This window comes from Streptomyces sp. SYP-A7185 (assembly GCF_046103685.1).
Lineage (GTDB): Bacteria > Actinomycetota > Actinomycetes > Streptomycetales > Streptomycetaceae > Streptomyces.
In genome coordinates this window covers 7,178,905-7,196,130 of sequence record NZ_CP122310.1, presented here as the reverse complement: position 1 = coordinate 7,196,130, position 17,226 = coordinate 7,178,905, and the positions used below count along the sequence as shown (strand labels likewise).

Here is a 17,226-nt window from a genome sequence, read left to right as displayed (position 1 = left end):
ATTCTGTGCACATGAGCTCCAGGCAGGGCAGTTCCGGGGTCCCCGGCGGACAGGCCGAGGCCGCCTGGGGGCGTGCCGACCGGGCCTCCCGGCGCGCGGAGTCGGAAGTGGCCAACGCCGAGCGGCACGAGCGGCTGTTCGCGGAGAACGGCCGTGATCTCCACGCGTCCATGGCCCTGCGGCACCGCGCCGTGGCCGAGCGGCATCGCACCACGGCCCGCCTCCAGCGGGCCTACGCCGTCCGCTTGACGGAGGCGGAGACCGAGGGCGGTCGGCGCCCCTTGTTCATGGCCGGGGTCGCGGAGGCCTGCGGGACCCCGAGTGTCGCGCTCACGCTCGTCGGCGCGGACCTGAGCCAGCTCGCGGTCGCCGCTTCGGACCGGCCCGCGCGCGGCGCCCAGGACCTGGAGTACGTCCTGACCGACGGCCCGGCCCATGACGCGGTCCGCGACCGCCGGACGGTGTACGCGTCGGGTGCCGCGCTGGAGAGGCGCTGGCCCGGTTACGGCTCGGGGCTCGCCGCCCTCGGACTGCGGTCGGTCGCGGCGCTTCCGCTGGCGGTGCTCTCGGAGTGCATAGGCGCCCTCGTCGTCTTCGACCCCCCGGCCTCGCTCGCCCGGGCCGGAACGTTCCGCGAGGTCGCCGACGCCCTGGCGCAGGGCGTCCTGATCGGCCCGGACGCCGACCCCGGGCTCTACGGCGGCACGGATCTGCGCTCCGTGGTGCACCAGGCCGCGGGCGTGCTGTCCGAGCAGTCGCGCAGTTCCGTCGACGACGCGTTGGCGCTCATCAAGGCCAGGGCGTTCACCCTGTCCGTGCCCGTCGAGACGGTGGCCCAGAGCGTCATCTCCGGGGAACTGAGGCTCTGACCTCCTCCATCGATGAACGACTGAATCCGCGGCCCGTGCGCCATTCGTCCAACTCCGCCGCCGAGAATCCAACAACCCCCGCCGCGCGCGTGTTGTGACGCCCCGCCTCGCCGCTGTCTGATGGAGGCCATGGAGCTCCCCTATCTTGAGGACGTGTCCCCCGGCACCGGCAGCCTCCCGCCCCGCGCGTGGTACGCGCGCTCGGATGCCATCTCCCTCTCCCTGAACGGCAGTTGGCGCTTTCGTCTCTCCCCCGCCGCCGACACCGCCGACACCTCCTTCGCCTCGGAGGGCTTCGACGCCGGGGCCTGGGAGACGGTGGCGGTGCCCGGTCACTGGGTGCTTCAGGGCCACGGCGCGCCCCAGTACACCAACGTGGCCTATCCGTTCCCGGTCGACCCGCCCCGCGTCCCCACCGAGAACCCCACCGGCGACCATCTGCGCGCCTTCGACCTGCCCGGCGACTGGCCCGCGGCCGGCGGCTGCACCCTGCGCTTCGACGGCGTCGAGTCCTGCGCCCGCGTCTGGCTGAACGGCACGGAACTGGGTGACTTCAAGGGCTCCCGGCTGCCGCACGAGTTCACCGTCGGCCACCTTCTGAAGCCGACGGGCAACGTCCTCGCGGTCCGCGTCCACCAGTGGTCGTCCGGTTCCTATCTGGAGGACCAGGACCAATGGTGGCTGCCGGGCATCTTCCGCGACGTGACCCTGCTGCACCGCCCCGAGGGCTGCGCCCTCGACTTCTTCGCGCACGCCTCGTACGACCACGTGGCGGGGACGGGGACGCTGCGGGTCGCATCGGACGTCGAGGGCCGGGTCACCGTGCCCGAGCTGGGCATCGACGTCGCCACGGGTGAGCCGGTGACGGTGGCGGCCGAGCCCTGGACCGCCGAGACACCCCGGCTGTACGACGGCGTCCTGGCCACGGCCGGTGAGCGCGTCCCGCTGCGGATCGGCTTCCGCACGGTCGCCGTCGAGGACGGGGTCATCAAGGTCAACGGCCGCCGGATCCTGTTCCGCGGCGTGAACCGGCACGAGTTCCACCCCGAGACGGGCCGTACGCTCGATCTCGACACCATGCGCACCGACGTCCTGCTGATGAAGCAGCACAACATCAACGCCGTCCGCACCAGCCACTACCCGCCGCACCCCGCCTTCCTCGACCTCTGCGACGAGCTGGGCCTGTGGGTCGTCGACGAGTGCGACCTGGAGACCCACGGCTTCACCCTCCAGGGATGGCGCGGCAACCCGGTCGACGACGACCGCTGGACGCCCGCCCTCCTGGACCGCGCGGCCCGCATGGTCGAGCGCGACAAGAACCACCCCTCGGTGATCATCTGGTCCCTCGGCAACGAATGCGGGACGGGCCGGGGCCTGACCGCCATGGCCCGCTGGATCCGCGCACGGGACGGCGGACGCCTCATCCACTACGAGGGCGACCGCTCCTGCGCGGACACCGACCTGTACTCGCGCATGTACGCCGACCACGCCGAGGTCGAGCGCATCGGCCACCGGGCGGACACCGAAGGCCCGGAGTCACGGCGCCACCTCCCCTTCATCCTCTGCGAGTACGGGCACGCCATGGGCAACGGCCCCGGCGGCCTGAGCGAGTACCAGGAGCTGTTCGCGGCGCACGAGCGCAACCAGGGCGGCTTCATCTGGGAGTGGATCGACCACGGCCTCGCGCACCCGGAGTTCGGCTACGCCTACGGCGGCGACTTCGGCGAGGAACTGCACGACGGGAACTTCGTCTGCGACGGCCTGGTCTTCCCCGACCGGCTGCCCTCCCCCGGCCTCGACGCCTACAAGCGGGTCATCCAGCCGGTGCGCTTCGCGTACGACCAGGACGCGGGGACGGTCGGGATCACCAATCTGCACGACTTCGCGGACCTGTCCCACCTGTCGTTCGAGTGGTCGTACGCCTGTGACGACGAGGAGGCGCCCTTCGCCGCCGGGAAGCTGGCCGTACCGCTGGACCTCGGCCCCGGCGAGTCCGCCGAGGTGAAGGTCCCCGACCCGCCGTCGGCCTGCCGGGGCGCCGAGACCTTCCTGCACGTCACGGCCGTGGTGGGCGTGGAGACGAACTGGACGAAGCTGGACCACCTCGTCGCGCGGGGCGGGTTCGCCGTCACCCCGCGCCCGGCGGCGCCCCCGGTCGTCGGCGAACGCCCCGTCCAGGGCCAGGACTGCGTCACCCTCGGCCCCGGCACCTTCGACACCCGCACCGGCGACCTGCTCACCCTGCACGGCATCCCGCTGTCCGGAGCGCCCCGCCTGGACGTCTGGCGGGCCCCGACCGACAACGACGACGGGGCGTCCTGGCAGGACGGCCGGCGCAACGGCCCCGCCTGGCGCGAGCTCGGTCTGCACCGGATGCGGCACCGCCTGGACGCGGTCGACGTGGCGGACGACGCCCTCACCGTCCGCACCCGCGTGGCGCCCGCCGCGCGTGACATCGCTCTGCGCGCGGTCTACCGCTGGACGTCCGACGGCACCCGGCTGCGGCTCGCCGTCCGGGTCACGCCCGAGGGCGAGTGGACGGTGCCGCTGCCCCGGCTCGGCATCCGGCTCGGGCTGCCCGCCGCGTACGGGTACGCGCACTGGTTCGGCGGCGGCCCCGGCGAGGCGTACCCGGACACGGCCGCGGCCTCCGACATCGGCCGCCACTCCATGCCGGTGGACCGGATGCAGACCCCCTACGTCCGCCCGCAGGAGAACGGCGCCCGCGCGGACGTGCGCTGGGCGGAGCTGCGGGCCGGGTTCGCCGGTGCGAGGGTGAGGATCGCCGGGGAGCCCGCCTTCTGGTTCACCGCACGCCGCTGGACCACCGAGCAGCTCGACGCCGCCGCGCACCGCACGGATCTGACCCCCGGCGACACGATGTGGGTGCACCTCGACCACGGGCAGCACGGGATCGGCTCGCAGTCGTGCGGTCCCGGGGTGCTTCCGCGCCACGAACTCCACGCGGCACCGGCGGAGTTCGCGTTCACCTTCTCGTCTCAGACCTCGGAGGGCTCGCGCTCCCCCTGGTCCAGCCGGTAGGGCGGGTAGACGTCCGTGAGCAGCAGGCCGTAGGCCATGACGCGGGCCACCCAGCGGTGCAGGCCCATGTTCAGGTCGTACATGCCGCGGGGGTAGCGGCCGGTGCAGAGCAGGGACACGCCCGCGTAGAAGGTGAGGAGCCCGGTGAGGCCGCCGTTGAAGCGGTAGCCGCCCGACATCAGGGCCGCCACCAGGAGCTGCGGCAGGACCAGGAGCCAGCCCTTGACGAGCACGAGTCCCCGGGAGAGGCGCTCGGGGTAGGCGATGTCGAGGTGGGTCGGGTAGTCGGCGTCCTCGCGCAGCGAGAAGGGCGGGTAGCGGTCGGTGCCGAGGGCTCCGTACGCGTAGTACTCGACGCGCCAGCTCCAGCGCAGCACGCCGACGGTGAAGTCGAACAGCAGCCGCGGATAGGCCCCGGTGAACAGGACGGCGAAGAAGGCGACGAAGGTGACGAGGAGGACGCCGACCCACAGGACGGCGAGGACGAGGAAGTGCGGGATCGCGAGCAGCCACTTCACCAGCCACAGCCAGCGGGACAGCTCCGCTTCGTACCGGGCCTCCAGACGGACCGGGCCGACCGGGCCGAGCGACTGCTTGCCGAGATCGGTCGCCGTGGGCATGGCGCACATGGCGGTCAGCTCCCCTCGTCCTGGTACGAGCGGCCATCGCGCTTCTCTCCCACATGTACGACCCCGCGCGGGCAGCGGCAAGGAGTGGCGCGGCGTCCGTTTTCTTCAAGACGGGCGGGGGACGGCTGCCTACGCTGCGAGGCATGGACACGAACATCACACCCCGCTTCGATCTGGTCGGCGTCGTCGTCTCCGACATGGCCGCCACGCTCGCCTTCTACCGCCGTCTCGGCCTGGAGTTCCCCGAGGGCTCCGAGGCCCTGCCCCACGTCGAGGCGGCGCTCCCCGGAGGCCTGCGCATCGCGTTCGACACGGAGGAGACCATCAAGTCCTTCGTCGAGAACTGGGAGCGGCCGCGCGGCTCGGGCCGCATCGGGCTCGCCTTCCACTGTGAGACCCCGGCGGGCGTCGACGCGGCGTACGCGGAACTGGTGGGCGCCGGGTACCGCGGTGAGCTCGAGCCGTGGGACGCCTTCTGGGGCCAGCGGTACGCCGCCGTCCTCGACCCGGACGGCAACGGCGTCGACCTGTTCGCGCCGCTGCCTACCCCGGCCGCGGGCTGAGCAGTTCACCCAGCGGCACGCCCGTCAACTCCTTGACGTCGCGCGCCAGATGGGCCTGGTCGGCGAAGCCCGCGACGACCGCGGTCTGCGCGTACGCCAGGCCTCCCCTGGCCAGGGCCAGCGCGCGCTGGAGCCGCAGGACACGGGCCAGCGTCTTGGGGCCGTAGCCGAACGCGGCGAGTGAACGCCGGTGCAGGAGGCGGGCGTTGATGCCCGCCTCCGCGGCGGTCGACGCGATGCTCCGCCCGGCGTCCAGGGCCTCGACGACGTGCGCGAGCAGCGGGTCGGGCGGCTCCGACTCGCGCGCCCTGGCCAGCGCGACGGACTCCAGGACGGCCGCCGGATCGCGGGCCGCGTCCATGCGCTCGGTCAGCCGCCGCGCCTCGGCGGACGGCCACAGGTCGGCGAGACCGACGCGCCGGTCGCACAGTTCGTGCGCGGGCACGCCGAGGAAGGCGGGGGCGGTGCCGGGGTAGAAGCGGATGCCCACATAGCGGGCGGCGCCGTCCGGCTCGGGGCGGTGGGCGCGGGTGTCGGGGCCGGCGACAAGGAGCCTGCCGCCGCTCCACAGCAGGTCCATGCAGCCGTCGGGCAGGACGGGATACACCGGGCCGTCCGCACGGCCGCCGGTCCGGGTCCACAGGACCGCGCCCGCGACCCGGGACGGCCGCTCCGCGTACTCCACGGTCTCGTACGACACGCTTCTCAGGCTACGCCGCCCGGGGTCACGCGGCCCGTGTGCGGTGCTCCTGCGGGCTGACCCCGTACACCCGCTTGAAGGCGCTGGACAGGGCGAACGCGCTGCCGTACCCGACGCGGCGGGCGATCGCGGCGATGGTCTGCTCGCCGTCCCGGAGCAGGTCGGCGGCGAGCGCGAGCCGCCAGCCCGTCAGGTACGCCATCGGCGGCTCACCAACGAGTTCGGTGAACCGCCGGGCGAGCGCGGCCCGTGAGACCCCCGCCTTCGCGGCCAGCGCGGCGATCGTCCACGGGTGCGCGGGATCGTCCTGGAGCAGCCGGATCGCCTGTCCGACCACGGGGTCCCCCATCGCGCGGTACCAGGCAGGGGCCGCCGCTTCCGGCCGGGAGAACCAGGCGCGCAGCGTGGCGATCATCAGCAGGTCGAGCAGCCGGTCGAGCACGACGTCCTGGCCGGGGTCGTCCTTGGTGATCTCGTCGGCGAGCAGCGGGGTGAGCGGGCAGTCCCACACCTCGGTGGGCAGGACGAGGAGCTGGGGCAGCGCGTCCAGGAGCCGCCCGGTGATCTCGCCGCGCGCCTGGTAGGTGCCGATCAGCATCTCGGCGGGGCCCTCGGGGCTCTGGCCCCAGGTGCGCCGGCCGAGGTCGCGGTAGCGGTCGGGCGGGGTGCCGCCGAGGGGCACGCAGTGTTCGCCGGGGCGGATCTCGACCTGGGGCTCGCGCGTCCGGTCGTCGGCGACGGTGTAGTGGTCGGGGCCGCGGGCGACGGCGATGTCGCCGGGACGGATCAGCTGGGGTTCGCCTTCGTCGGGCACGATCCAGGCGGTGCCGCGCACCATGATCATGACGGAGAGCGGTGCCTCGTCCGCGATGCGGACGGACCAGGGCGGGTCGAAGCACGCACGGATCATGAAGGCTCCTCGCGCGCGAGGGCCTTCCAGCAAGCCTGCGAGTACGTCCATGGCGGAAGCCTAGACGCAGGCGTATGGAGGCGAGTTCCTCACGGATGGTTGCTCGCGGCGCCGGGCGGTTCACTGAGGTCATGACGGAGAACGCAGTGCACACGCGGCACACGAAGGACATGACGGTGCTGGTCACGGGCGCCACGGGCAAGACGGGACGCCGGGTCGTGGAGGCCGCCGAGGCGGCGGGCCACACCGTGCGGGCCGCGTCGCGGTCGGGGGCCGTGCGGTTCGACTGGCACGACCCCTCGACGTGGGAGGAGGCCCTGCGGGGCGCGGACGCCGCCTACCTCGCCCACATGCCGGACGTCGGCGCGCCCGGCGCGGGCGAGGCGGTGGGCGCGCTCGCCCGGCAGGCGGTGGCGCTCGGCGTACGGCGGCTGGTGCTGCTGTCCGCCCGGGGCGAGGACCAGGCGGAGCCGGCCGAGCGCGCGGTGCGGGAGTCCGGGGCCGAGTGGACGGTCGTACGGGCGAGTTGGTTCGCCCAGAACCTCAGCGAGGGTCCGCTGCTCGACGGCATGCGGGCCGGGGAGCTGGTGTTCCCCGGCGGTGAGGTCCTCGAACCGTTCATCGACGCGCGGGACATCGCGGATGTGGTGGTGGCGGTACTCCGCCCCGGTTCGGGATACGCGGGGCGGGTGGTGGAGATCTCGGGGCCGCGTCTCCTGTCGTTTGGCGAGGCGGTGGCCGAGGTGTCCGCGGCGGCCGGGCGCGAGATCCGGTATGTCCCGGTCTCGGCACGGGAGTACGGGGACGCGCTCGCGGAGTTCGGGGTGCCGCCCGAGGAGCGGGAGTTCCTGATCGAGCTGTTCGAGACGAACCTGGACGGGCGCAACGCCCGCCTCTCGCACGGGGTCCAGGAGATCCTGGGCCGGGAGCCCCGTGACTTCGCCGAGTTCGCCCGGGAGCAGGCGGAGGCGGGCGTCTGGAAGGCGTGAGCCGACCGGCACGCCCTGGGCGGCGGCTACTCCGGAGGGTCCTGGCTGCCGCCGCTGCCCGCGTTGCGCTTCCCGTGCGTCCGCAGCCGGGACGTCACGTCGTCCGGCGGCAGGAAGCGCGACCAGCGCTCGGGGAACTCGGACGGCATGTCCGGATCGTCCGGGTCGTTCGAGGCTTCCCGCGCCGCCACCGCACGGGCCACGACCTCCACCGCCCGGGCCTCCCGGATCCGGTCGTTGGCCGCGCGCGCGGCCGCCGTGGCGACGGAGGGCCACACCCGGTCGATGGCGGCGTTCACCGCCGCTCCCACGAGGACCGCGAACGCCGACACACCGATCCACAGGAGCACCGCCACGGGCGCCGCCAACGAACCGTAGATCGTGGGCCCTTCGACCGTGCTCGTCAGGTAGATCCGGAGCAGGAAGCTGCCCAGGACCCACATGCCCAGGGCGATGAGCGCCCCGGGCATGTCCTCCACCCAGGGCGAACGCACCGGCACCGACACGTGGTAGAGCGTCGTCAGGAAGACCACCGACAGCAGGGTCACCACCGGCCAGTACAGGATCTGCACCACCGTCGTGGAGCCGGGCACCAGTTTCACCACCGCGTCCGGACCGGCCACCATCAGCGGCAGCGCCACCGAGCCGATCAGCAGCGCCACGATGAAGAGGCCGAACGCGAGCAGGCGGGTCTTGACGATGCCGCGGGCGCCGTCCAGCCCGTACATCACCGTGATCGTGTCGATGAAGACGTTCACGGCGCGCGAGCCCGACCACAGGGCGAAGAGGAAGCCGATGGAGATGACGTCGGGCCTGCTGACCCGCATCACGTCCTCCAGTATCGGCTGCGCGATCTGGCTGACGCCCCGGTCGGACAGGACCGTGCGCGACGCTTCGAGGATGTTGTTCTCGACGCTGGCGATGGTGTTCGCGCCGGTCCACCGGTCCACGTACGCGAGCAGGCCGATGAGGCTCAGGAGCAGCGGCGGCACGGACAGCAGCGTGAAGAACGCCGCCTCGGCGGCCAGCCCCAGGATGCGGTACTCCACGCACGAGTTGACCGTGTCCTTGAGCAGCAGCCAGGCAGTCCTGCGCTTGGAGACGTTGCTGTAGAGAGCGCGGGCCCGGTTCCAGCGGCCCGTCGGCCTCCCGGGAGTTTCTTTTGCCTGGTGCACCTCCTTACCGTAGCGGCATGGCAGCCACCACCCACACAGTGACCAACCAGGCTCCGCCCCTGGTGGGATATGACGTTTTTACGTCGGACCGCGCTCTCGCGGAAGGAGTGGAACGGCACCTCGATCCCGCCCTTCTCGGCACGGCGCGCGAGCAACTCTCCGAACTGGGGCGTGCCGCGGGCTCCGAGCAGGCACGGGAATGGGGCTTTCTGGCCAACGAGAATCCGCCCGTTCTGCACACCCATGACCGCTATGGGAATCGCATCGACGAAGTCGCTTTCCATCCGGCGTGGCACCGGCTGCTCGGCAAGGCCGTCTCGTCGGGGCTGACCACCGCCTGGTCGCGGCCGGGCGGCCATCTGCGGCGCGCGGCCGGATTCCTGGTGTGGTCGCAGGTGGAGGCCGGTCACGGCTGTCCGGTCTCGATGACGCACGCGGCGGTTCCGGCGCTGCGGGCCGATCCCGCGCTCGCCGCCGAGTGGGAGCCGCGGCTCTCTTCCCTCGTCTACGAACAAGGCCTGCGACCCGCTTCCCGCAAGGCCGGCGCGCTCTTCGGAATGGGCATGACGGAGAAACAGGGCGGCAGCGACGTACGCGCGAACACGACGCGTGCGCGTGCCCTCGCCGAAGAGGGCACCTATGAACTCACGGGGCACAAGTGGTTCTGTTCCGCACCCATGTCCGACGGCTTTCTCGTGCTCGGCCAGACCGAAGCGGGACTCACGTGTTTCCTCGTGCCGCGGGTCCTTGCGGACGGCACCCGGAACGCCTTCGCCATTCAGCGCCTGAAGGACAAACTGGGCAACAGGTCGAACGCGTCGAGCGAGGTCGAGTTCGACGGGACGTGGGCGCGGCGGGTCGGTGACGAGGGGCGCGGGGTGCGCACCATCATCGAGATGGTGGCCGCCACGCGGCTGGACTGCGTCGTGGGCTCGGCGGCGCTCATGCGCCAGGCCGTCGCGCAGGCCGTGCACCACGCCACGTACCGCGAGGCGTTCGGCGGCAAGCTCGTCGACAAGCCGCTCATGCGCAACGTCCTGGCGGATCTGGCCCTGGAGTCGGAGGCGGCCACGACGCTCGCGCTGCGCCTGGCCGCCGCGTACGACGACGGGGGCGAGCAGGAGCGGGCCTTCCTGCGCATCGCGGTGCCCGCCGCGAAGTACTGGGTGACCAAGCGCTGCACGCCGCACGTGGCGGAGGCCCTGGAGGTGCTGGGCGGCAACGGCTACGTCGAGGAGTCGGGGATGCCGCGGCTGCTGCGCGAGTCGCCGCTCAACTCCATCTGGGAGGGCTCGGGGAACGTCCAGGCGCTGGACGTGCTGCGGGCGCTTCAGCGGGAGCCGCTGGCCCTGAACGCCTTCCTCCAGGAGGTCGGTCTGTCGCGTGGCGCCGATCACCGGCTGGACGGCGCGATCAAGGCACTGCTCACCGAACTGGCCGACCTGGACGGCATCGAGGCGCGGGCGCGGCGGCTCGTGGAGCGGATGGCGTTGGTGCTCCAGGGCTCGCTGCTCGTGCGGTACGCGCCTGCGGAGGTCGCCGACGCGTTCTGCGCCTCGCGCCTGGGCGGGGACTGGGGCTCGGCGTTCGGGACGCTGCCGCACAGCCTCGACCTCGCGACGGTGGTGAAGCGGGCGGCTCCGCACGGCGATCAGCAGGACGGCGCCTAGCGGGAAGGGCTCCGGCGGGCTCCGGCGGGCTCCGGCGGGAAGGTCTCCGGCGGGAAGCCGGCCGGCGGAAGGCCGGCGGAAGGGCGGGGGTGGTGCTGCGCCGACACGGCACCACCCCCGCTTTCCCGGCCCCGTCACAGGGGCGTGGACACCGCGTGAGCGGCGCCGACATCAGCTTCGGTCGCCACACGCCTGTCCGCGAGAGTTGCAGAGGGTTGCAACTCCGCCGGTGCGCGTCCGCCGTTCATCACTGAACCAATACCTTCGCGGGCGCGCACGAGGCACGATGTGGGGATGCCGATCAACCTCGCGAGAATCTCCGCGATGGACGGTGCGCAGGCCGCACGGCTGCTCGCCGGTGTCCGCCATGCCGCCCTCGCGGGGCGGCGGACCCACGTGCAACCACGTCCGGTGATCGAGGCGTCCTGGGAGCGCATGAGACTCGACGGGGTCGATCCCGACCGTGACGTCCGCTCCCGGCTGCTGAGCGTCGAGGAGCAGGAGGAGCGCCGGCGCGCGTCGCCGCTCGCGGGGATCATGCCGGTGCTGCGGGAAGCCCTGGTCTCGGTCGCGGACGCGGCGCACCACATCATGGTCGTCTGCGACGCGGAGGGCCGGGTGCTGTGGCGCGAGGGCAACTCCGCGGTGCTGCGTAAGGCGGACTCGCTCGGCTTTGAACTGGGCGCGGACTGGGGCGAGAGCACCGTCGGCACGAACGGCATAGGGACACCGCTCGTCGTGCGGCAGCCCGTGCAGGTGTTCTCCGCCGAGCACTTCGTGGAGACGCACCACGCGTGGACGTGTTCGGGCGCGCCCATCATCGATCCCCGCGACGGCCGCCTGCTCGGCGTGGTCGACATCAGCGGCCCGCTGAACACGATGCACCCGGCGATGCTCGCCCTGGTCGGATCGGTGGCGAAGCTCGCCGAGGCCCGGTTGCGGGAGACCCATGTGACGGCGCTCGACCGGCTGCGTTCGGTGGCAGCGCCGGTCCTGGCCCGCTTGAAGGGGCGCGCCCTCGCGGTGGACTCCCACGGGTGGACGGCGGCGGTCACGGGCATGCCGCCGACCGACCGGGTCGCCCTGCCCAGGGCCATGGCGGCGGGGCACCTGTGGCTGCCCTCGCTGGGCACCTGCGCGGTGGAGCCGCTGCCCGGCGGCTGGCTGCTGCGGATCGAGGAGGACCCCCGGCCGCTGCCCGCGACCCGCGTCGTCCTGGACGTGCGCGGGCCGCGCGGCTGGTCGGTGACCGTCGAGGGCGGTGGCGCGGGCGGCTGGACGCATGAACTGAGCCCCCGGCACGCCGAACTGCTCTTCCTCCTGAGCGCCCACCGCAAGGGCCGCAGCGCGTCGGGCCTGGCCGAGGACCTGTTCGGCGACCCGGCGCGCACGGTGACGGTGCGCGCCGAACTCTCCCGCGTGCGCCGCTATCTGGGCGGCCTCCTGGCCCACCGCCCCTACCGCTTCACCGAGGAGGCGGCCGTGGAGGTGCTCCTGCCGGACGACCCGTCGCATCTGCTCCCCCACTCGACGGCCCCGGCGATCGTGGCGGCCCGAAGGGTGCCGGAGCCTTGAGTACGGTCATGCGGCGGCCACGGACGGTGACCTCAGGTCCGCCCCGCCTTGGTCGGCGCCCCCGCCCCATGATTCGCTGACCCGCATGAGCAGCCTCACTGTCACCACGTGGTCCCTGGAGCAGACCGCTCCCACCGATCTGCTGCCGGCGGCGGCACCGGAGGGAGACGTCACGATCGCCCGGGCCGAGGTCCCCTCCCCCGAGTTCAGCCGCTTCCTCTATGCCTCCGTCGGCGGCGACATCCGCTGGACGGACCGGCTCTCCCTCTCCTACGCCCAGTGGCAGGAGCAGCTCGCGCAGCCGGGCGTGGAGACCTGGGTCGCGTACGAGAAGGGGACGCCCGCCGGGTACGTGGAACTGGCGGCGCAGGACGACGGGGTCGTCGAGATCGTCTACTTCGGGCTCATCCCGGCCTTCCGGGGCCGCCGGATCGGCGGCCACCTGCTCTCGTACGCGACGGCCCGGGCCTGGGACCTCGCCGAGCGCTGGCCCGCGCTCCCCCCGACGAAGCGGGTATGGCTGCACACCTGCTCCAAGGACGGCGAACACGCGATGGCCAACTACACGCGCCGCGGCTTCAAGCTCTTCGACACCAAGGTGGACCAGGAGCCGGACGTGCCAACACCGGGCCCTTGGCCGGGGGCGTGAGCCGAGAGCGGTATGTCCCGGGGGCGGGACGGGGGCCGATCGTGTCGTTCAGTGACCTAGATCACCCTGTCCCATCAAGTGAGACGATAATGTCCAGATCATGGACAGTGGTGGACTGAGCCGAAAGTCCCGTGACACGCTTCCGTCATGGATCGCACTGGAATTGCCTTGGTGAGTCGGCGTCACGTCGATCTCTGCCGCATGTCCAGCGCCATGTGTCCGGCGAGCTGACAGCACCAGCGCCGACGCCCTCCTTTTCCTGACCGCCCTGTTGCGCACCGCCGCGCCTCCTGCGCGAAGTGTGCAGGTCAGCCCCGCCCTCAGCCCGCCTTGAAGGACGTATAGCCATGGCTGCCACCCCCGAAAAGCCCACGACTGCCGCGCCCCGGCGCAAGGCGAGCCGTCACCGTGGTGAGGGCCAGTGGGCCGCAGGCCACTTCACGCCGCTCAACGGCAACGAACAGTTCAAGAAGGACGACGACGGTCTCAATGTGCGGACACGCATTGAGACGATCTACTCCAAGCGCGGGTTCGACTCGATCGACCCGAACGATCTTCGTGGGCGTATGCGCTGGTGGGGGCTCTACACCCAGCGCCGGCAGGGAATCGACGGCGGCAAGACCGCGATCCTGGAGCCGGAGGAGCTGGACGACGAGTACTTCATGCTGCGGGTCCGCATCGACGGCGGGCGGCTGACCACCGAGCAGCTGCGCGTCATCGGCGAGATCTCGCAGGAGTACGCGCGCGGCACCGCCGACCTCACCGACCGGCAGAACGTGCAGTACCACTGGATCCGCATCGAGGACGTGCCCGCCATCTGGGAGCGGCTGGAGGCCGTCGGCCTCTCCACCACCGAGGCCTGCGGCGACACGCCCCGCGTCATCCTCGGCTCCCCGGTCGCCGGAGTCGCCGCGAACGAGATCATCGACGGCACGCCCGCCATCGACGAGATCCAGCGCCGCTTCATCGGCAACCCGGAGTTCTCGAACCTGCCGCGCAAGTTCAAGACGGCGATCTCCGGCTCGCCCCAGCTGGACGTCGCGCACGAGATCAACGACATCGCCTTCGTGGGCGTGCACCACCCCGAGCACGGCCCCGGCTTCGACCTCTGGGTCGGCGGCGGCCTCTCCACCAACCCGAAGCTGGGCGTGCGGCTCGGCGCCTGGGTGCCGCTCGACGAGGTGCCCGAGGTGTGGGCCGGCGTCATCGGCATCTTCCGCGACTACGGCTACCGCCGGCTGCGCACCCGCGCCCGCCTGAAGTTCCTCGTCGCCGACTGGGGCCCGGAGAAGTTCCGGCAGATCCTCCAGGACGAGTACCTCAAGCGCGAGCTCGTCGACGGGCCCGCGCCCGAGCAGCCCGCCGACACCTGGCGCGACCACCTCGGCGTGCACCGGCAGAACGACGGCCGCTTCTACGTCGGCTTCGCCCCCCGCGTCGGCCGCGTGGACGGCGCGACGCTCACGAAGATCGCCGACGTGGCCGCGGCCCACGGCTCGGGCCGCCTGCGCACCACCGCCGAGCAGAAGATGATCGTGCTCGACGTCGAGGAGACGCAGATCGACTCGCTCGTGGCCGGGCTCGAAGCCCTGGACCTGCGGGTCAACCCCTCGCCCTTCCGGCGCGGCACCATGGCCTGCACCGGCATCGAGTTCTGCAAGCTGGCGATCGTCGAGACCAAGGCGCGCGGCGCCTCGCTCATCGACGAACTGGAGCGCCGCATCCCGGAGTTCGACCAGCCGATCACCATCAACGTCAACGGCTGCCCGAACGCCTGCGCCCGCATCCAGGTCGCCGACATCGGCCTCAAGGGCCAGCTGGTCCTGGACCGCGACGGCAACCAGGTCGAGGGCTTCCAGGTGCACCTGGGCGGCGCGCTCGGCCTGGAGGCCGGGTTCGGCCGCAAGGTCCGCGGCCTGAAGGTGACCTCGGCCGAGCTGCCCGACTACGTCGAGCGGGTCCTCAAGCGCTTCGAGCAGGAGCGCGCGGACGACGAGCGCTTCGCCACCTGGGTGGCCCGCGCCAGCGAGGAGGCCCTGTCGTGAGCGAGCGTGCCGCCCCCTTCCACTGCCCCTACTGCGGCGACGAGGACCTGCGCCCGAACGAGACCGGTCACGGCGCATGGGAATGCGCCGCGTGCAATCGAGCCTTCCAGTTGAAGTTCCTCGGGCTGCTCGCCCGCGGGGTTCAGGGCAACACTGGTGGAGGGGAAGAGATATGACGACCGCTCAGGATCAGGGACAGCGCACCGACGAAGAGCTGAAGGCGCTGGCCGAGCAGGCCGGGCGGGACCTGGAGGACGCCTCCGCGTCGGAGATCCTCCGCTGGGCCGCCGACACCTTCGGCGAGCGCTTCTGCGTGACCTCCTCCATGGAGGACGCCGTCGTGGCCCACCTCGCGTCCCGCGTCCGCCCCGGCGTGGACGTCGTGTTCCTCGACACCGGCTACCACTTCCCCGAGACCATCGGCACCCGCGACGCCGTCGCCGCCGTGATGGACGTCAACGTCATCACGCTCACGCCGAAGCAGACGGTCGCCGAGCAGGACGCCGAGTTCGGCGCGAAGCTGCACGACCGCAACCCCGACCTGTGCTGCGCGATGCGGAAGGTCAAGCCCCTTGAGGAGGGCCTGACGGCGTACGCCGCGTGGGCGACCGGGCTGCGCCGCGACGAGTCCCCCACCCGGGCGAACACCCCGGTCGTCGGCTGGGACGAGAAGCGCCGCAAGGTCAAGGTCTCGCCGATCGCCCGCTGGACGCAGGACGACGTGGACGCCTACGTCGCCGAGCACGGCGTCCTGACCAACCCCCTCCTGATGGACGGCTACGGCTCCGTGGGCTGCGCCCCCTGCACCCGCCGCCTCCTGGAGGGCGAGGACGCACGCGCCGGCCGCTGGTCGGGCAACGCCAAGACCGAGTGCGGGATCCACTGATGACAGAGCCTCAGGTGGCGCCAGCGCCCCATGACGTAACGGAGAAGCACGTGACCACCGGAGCCACCATCTGGCTCACCGGCCTGCCCAGTGCGGGCAAGACCACCATCGCGTTCGAGCTGGCGGAGAAACTGCGCGGCGAGGGGCAGCGGGTGGAGGTGCTCGACGGCGACGAGATCCGCGAGTTCCTCTCGGCGGGCCTCGGCTTCAGCCGCGAGGACCGGCACACGAACGTGCAGCGCATCGGCTTCGTCGCCGAGCTGCTCGCCCGTAACGGCGTGAAGGTCCTGGTCCCGGTGATCGCGCCCTTCACGGACAGCCGCGAGGCGGTGCGCAAGCGCCACCAGACGGCCGGCACGCCGTACCTGGAGGTCCATGTGGCCACGCCGGTGGAGGTCTGCTCCGTACGCGACGTGAAGGGTCTGTACGCCAAGCAGGCGGCCGGTGAGATCTCCGGGCTCACGGGGGTCGACGACCCGTACGAGGCACCCGAGTCACCCGATCTGCGCATCGAGTCCCAGAACCAGACCGTGCAGGAGTCCGCGGCGGCCGTGCGCGCGCTGCTCATCGAAAGGGGTCTGGCATGACGACCACCGTGGCCACCGTGTCCGAGGGGACGGACAGCCCTTACGCCCTGTCCCACCTGGACGCGCTGGAGTCCGAGGCCGTGCACATCTTCCGCGAGGTGGCGGGGGAGTTCGAGCGGCCGGTGATCCTCTTCTCCGGCGGCAAGGACTCGATCCTCATGCTGCACCTGGCGCTGAAGGCCTTCGCCCCCGCGCCGATCCCCTTCTCGCTCCTCCACGTGGACACCGGGCACAACTTCCCCGAGGTCCTCGAATACCGCGACCGCGTCGTCGCCGAGCACGGGCTGCGGCTGCACGTGGCGTCCGTGCAGGAGTACATCGACGCGGGCAAGCTGCGCGAGCGCCCCGACGGCACGCGCAATCCCCTTCAGACCGTGCCGCTCACCGAGAAGATCCAGAACGAGAAGTTCGACGCGGTCTTCGGCGGCGGGCGCCGGGACGAGGAGAAGGCCCGGGCCAAGGAGCGGGTGTTCTCGCTGCGCGACGCGTTCTCGCAGTGGGACCCGCGCCGCCAGCGCCCCGAACTGTGGCAGCTGTACAACGGCCGCCACGCGCCGGGCGAGCACGTACGCGTCTTCCCGCTGTCCAACTGGACCGAGCTGGACGTGTGGCAGTACATCGCCCGCGAAGGCATCGAACTCCCGCAGATCTACTTCGCGCACGAGCGAGACGTGTTCCAGCGCTCGGGCATGTGGCTGACCGCCGGTGAGTGGGGCGGGCCGAAGGACGACGAGACGGTGGAGAAGCGGCTCGTCCGCTACCGCACGGTGGGCGACATGTCCTGCACCGGCGCCGTCGACTCCGACGCCACCACGCTGGACGCCGTCATCGCCGAGATCGCCGCGTCCCGGCTGACCGAGCGCGGCGCGACGAGGGCCGACGACAAGCTCTCCGAGGCCGCCATGGAAGACCGCAAGCGCGAGGGGTACTTCTAACC

Annotated in this window: 17 protein-coding genes; 13 read left to right on the top strand and 4 right to left on the bottom strand. The window is 72.0% G+C overall.

All coding sequences use genetic code 11. From position 1 onward, the window contains the following. Positions 1–11 precede the first annotated feature (11 nt). Positions 12–869 carry an ANTAR domain-containing protein gene (locus QBL25_RS31555; protein WP_409060338.1) on the top strand — a complete coding sequence of 286 codons (858 nt, stop codon included), beginning with the start codon at positions 12–14 and terminating at the stop codon, positions 867–869. A 129-nt stretch (positions 870–998) separates the two neighbouring features. Beyond that, positions 999–3,911 carry a glycoside hydrolase family 2 TIM barrel-domain containing protein gene (locus QBL25_RS31550; protein WP_409060337.1) on the top strand — a complete coding sequence of 971 codons (2,913 nt, stop codon included), beginning with the start codon at positions 999–1,001 and terminating at the stop codon, positions 3,909–3,911. Here the strand turns inward: QBL25_RS31550 and QBL25_RS31545 are convergent. Further along, complete coding sequence (locus QBL25_RS31545) at positions 3,869–4,540, bottom strand: DUF4389 domain-containing protein (RefSeq protein WP_409060336.1); 672 nt, start codon at positions 4,538–4,540, stop codon at positions 3,869–3,871. The two genes, QBL25_RS31550 and QBL25_RS31545, sit on opposite strands and share 43 nt — an antisense overlap. Before the next feature lie 143 nt (positions 4,541–4,683). Here QBL25_RS31545 and QBL25_RS31540 point away from each other — a divergent pair, with 143 nt between their 5' ends. Then, a complete protein-coding gene (locus tag QBL25_RS31540) occupies positions 4,684–5,103 on the top strand; it encodes a VOC family protein (RefSeq protein ID WP_409060335.1) in 420 nt (139 codons plus the stop codon). On the opposite strand, the gene QBL25_RS31535 is transcribed toward QBL25_RS31540, so the two are convergent. After that, positions 5,084–5,803: a DUF6597 domain-containing transcriptional factor gene (locus QBL25_RS31535; RefSeq protein WP_409060334.1), complete on the bottom strand. Its 720-nt coding sequence runs from the start codon at positions 5,801–5,803 to the stop codon at positions 5,084–5,086. The two genes, QBL25_RS31540 and QBL25_RS31535, sit on opposite strands and share 20 nt — an antisense overlap. A 25-nt stretch (positions 5,804–5,828) precedes the next feature. Further along, complete coding sequence (locus tag QBL25_RS31530; protein ID WP_409060333.1) at positions 5,829–6,764, bottom strand: AraC family transcriptional regulator; 936 nt, start codon at positions 6,762–6,764, stop codon at positions 5,829–5,831. An 80-nt stretch (positions 6,765–6,844) separates the two neighbouring features. Between QBL25_RS31530 and QBL25_RS31525 the strand changes: the two genes are divergently transcribed. Beyond that, a complete protein-coding gene (locus tag QBL25_RS31525; RefSeq protein ID WP_409060332.1) occupies positions 6,845–7,702 on the top strand; it encodes an NAD(P)H-binding protein in 858 nt (285 codons plus the stop codon). A 26-nt stretch (positions 7,703–7,728) separates the two neighbouring features. Here the strand turns inward: QBL25_RS31525 and QBL25_RS31520 are convergent, their stop codons facing one another. Then, positions 7,729–8,877, bottom strand: coding sequence for a YihY/virulence factor BrkB family protein (locus tag QBL25_RS31520; protein WP_409060331.1), 1,149 nt, complete (start codon positions 8,875–8,877; stop codon positions 7,729–7,731). A 17-nt stretch (positions 8,878–8,894) separates the two neighbouring features. Between QBL25_RS31520 and QBL25_RS31515 the strand changes: the two genes are divergently transcribed. From QBL25_RS31515 to cysD, 9 genes are all read left to right on the top strand, one after another. After that, complete coding sequence (locus tag QBL25_RS31515; RefSeq protein ID WP_409060330.1) at positions 8,895–10,547, top strand: acyl-CoA dehydrogenase family protein; 1,653 nt, start codon at positions 8,895–8,897, stop codon at positions 10,545–10,547. Positions 10,548–10,841: 294 nt separating this feature from the next. Continuing rightward, the gene (locus tag QBL25_RS31510; protein ID WP_409060329.1) at positions 10,842–12,122 is read left to right on the top strand and encodes a GAF domain-containing protein; all 1,281 of its coding nucleotides are present in this window, start codon (positions 10,842–10,844) and stop codon (positions 12,120–12,122) included. A gap of 85 nt (positions 12,123–12,207) precedes the next feature. Beyond that, complete coding sequence (locus tag QBL25_RS31505) at positions 12,208–12,771, top strand: GNAT family N-acetyltransferase (protein ID WP_409060328.1); 564 nt, start codon at positions 12,208–12,210, stop codon at positions 12,769–12,771. A 147-nt stretch (positions 12,772–12,918) separates the two neighbouring features. Continuing rightward, the gene (locus QBL25_RS31500; protein ID WP_323178717.1) at positions 12,919–13,002 is read left to right on the top strand and encodes a putative leader peptide; all 84 of its coding nucleotides are present in this window, start codon (positions 12,919–12,921) and stop codon (positions 13,000–13,002) included. 116 nt (positions 13,003–13,118) lie between these two features. Continuing rightward, a complete protein-coding gene (locus tag QBL25_RS31495; RefSeq protein ID WP_409060327.1) occupies positions 13,119–14,816 on the top strand; it encodes a nitrite/sulfite reductase in 1,698 nt (565 codons plus the stop codon). Then, positions 14,813–14,992 carry a hypothetical protein gene (locus QBL25_RS31490; protein WP_409060326.1) on the top strand — a complete coding sequence of 60 codons (180 nt, stop codon included), beginning with the start codon at positions 14,813–14,815 and terminating at the stop codon, positions 14,990–14,992. The genes QBL25_RS31495 and QBL25_RS31490 overlap by 4 nt, the downstream gene beginning before the upstream one ends. Next, positions 14,989–15,702: a phosphoadenylyl-sulfate reductase gene (locus tag QBL25_RS31485; protein ID WP_409060325.1), complete on the top strand. Its 714-nt coding sequence runs from the start codon at positions 14,989–14,991 to the stop codon at positions 15,700–15,702. Before QBL25_RS31490 ends, QBL25_RS31485 begins: the two co-directional genes overlap by 4 nt. Beyond that, positions 15,702–16,289, top strand: coding sequence for an adenylyl-sulfate kinase (gene cysC, locus QBL25_RS31480; protein WP_409060324.1), 588 nt, complete (start codon positions 15,702–15,704; stop codon positions 16,287–16,289). The genes QBL25_RS31485 and cysC overlap by 1 nt, the downstream gene beginning before the upstream one ends. Then, entirely contained in the window at positions 16,286–17,224 is a 939-nt protein-coding gene (cysD, locus tag QBL25_RS31475; protein ID WP_409060323.1) for a sulfate adenylyltransferase subunit CysD, read from the top strand. Before cysC ends, cysD begins: the two co-directional genes overlap by 4 nt. Positions 17,225–17,226: the final 2 nt, after the last annotated feature.

Bases quoted from the DNA above. Each gene is read 5' to 3' on its own strand.
- QBL25_RS31555 (WP_409060338.1), top strand. From the start codon at position 12: ATGAGCTCCAGGCAGGGCAGTTCCGGGGTCCCCGGCGGACAGGCCGAG.
- QBL25_RS31550 (WP_409060337.1), top strand. From the start codon at position 999: ATGGAGCTCCCCTATCTTGAGGACGTGTCCCCCGGCACCGGCAGCCTC.
- QBL25_RS31545 (WP_409060336.1), bottom strand. From the start codon at position 4,540: ATGTGCGCCATGCCCACGGCGACCGATCTCGGCAAGCAGTCGCTCGGC.
- QBL25_RS31540 (WP_409060335.1), top strand. From the start codon at position 4,684: ATGGACACGAACATCACACCCCGCTTCGATCTGGTCGGCGTCGTCGTC.
- QBL25_RS31530 (WP_409060333.1), bottom strand. From the start codon at position 6,764: ATGGACGTACTCGCAGGCTTGCTGGAAGGCCCTCGCGCGCGAGGAGCC.
- QBL25_RS31525 (WP_409060332.1), top strand. From the start codon at position 6,845: ATGACGGAGAACGCAGTGCACACGCGGCACACGAAGGACATGACGGTG.
- QBL25_RS31515 (WP_409060330.1), top strand. From the start codon at position 8,895: ATGGCAGCCACCACCCACACAGTGACCAACCAGGCTCCGCCCCTGGTG.
- QBL25_RS31510 (WP_409060329.1), top strand. From the start codon at position 10,842: ATGCCGATCAACCTCGCGAGAATCTCCGCGATGGACGGTGCGCAGGCC.
- QBL25_RS31505 (WP_409060328.1), top strand. From the start codon at position 12,208: ATGAGCAGCCTCACTGTCACCACGTGGTCCCTGGAGCAGACCGCTCCC.
- QBL25_RS31500 (WP_323178717.1), top strand. From the start codon at position 12,919: ATGGATCGCACTGGAATTGCCTTGGTGAGTCGGCGTCACGTCGATCTC.
- QBL25_RS31495 (WP_409060327.1), top strand. From the start codon at position 13,119: ATGGCTGCCACCCCCGAAAAGCCCACGACTGCCGCGCCCCGGCGCAAG.
- QBL25_RS31485 (WP_409060325.1), top strand. From the start codon at position 14,989: ATGACGACCGCTCAGGATCAGGGACAGCGCACCGACGAAGAGCTGAAG.
- cysC (WP_409060324.1), top strand. From the start codon at position 15,702: ATGACAGAGCCTCAGGTGGCGCCAGCGCCCCATGACGTAACGGAGAAG.
- cysD (WP_409060323.1), top strand. From the start codon at position 16,286: ATGACGACCACCGTGGCCACCGTGTCCGAGGGGACGGACAGCCCTTAC.